This is a genomic window from Pseudomonas sp. HY7a-MNA-CIBAN-0227 (assembly GCF_040310325.1).
GTDB lineage: Bacteria > Pseudomonadota > Gammaproteobacteria > Pseudomonadales > Pseudomonadaceae > Aquipseudomonas.
Genome location: NZ_JBEOPT010000303.1, coordinates 1 through 245 on the forward strand (window position 1 = coordinate 1; position 245 = coordinate 245).

Annotated in this window: 1 protein-coding gene; it reads left to right on the forward strand. The window is 45.3% G+C overall.

What is annotated here, in order from left to right; translation table 11 throughout:
- Positions 1 to 245, forward strand: a 245-nt coding sequence (locus tag AAEZ06_RS28030; RefSeq protein WP_350617446.1) for a preprotein translocase subunit SecA, incomplete at both ends; no start/stop codon positions are given.

Sequence of the window (245 nt, forward strand, 5' to 3'; positions counted from 1 at the left end):
GAAGATTTTTGGATTGATGAAAAGAACCGTCAGATCGAGATTAGCGAAAAGGGCTATGAAAAAATTGAGCGTTTCCTAATCGAAGTGGGCGAGCTGGGCGAAAACGAAAGTTTATATAGCCCAAGCCGTTTGCCGTTATTGGCTCATGTTCAAGCAGCCATCCGCGCCCATCATGTGTTTGTCAAAAACGTCCATTATATCGTCGATGATGGCGAAGTGGTCATCGTTGATGAAAACACCGGTCG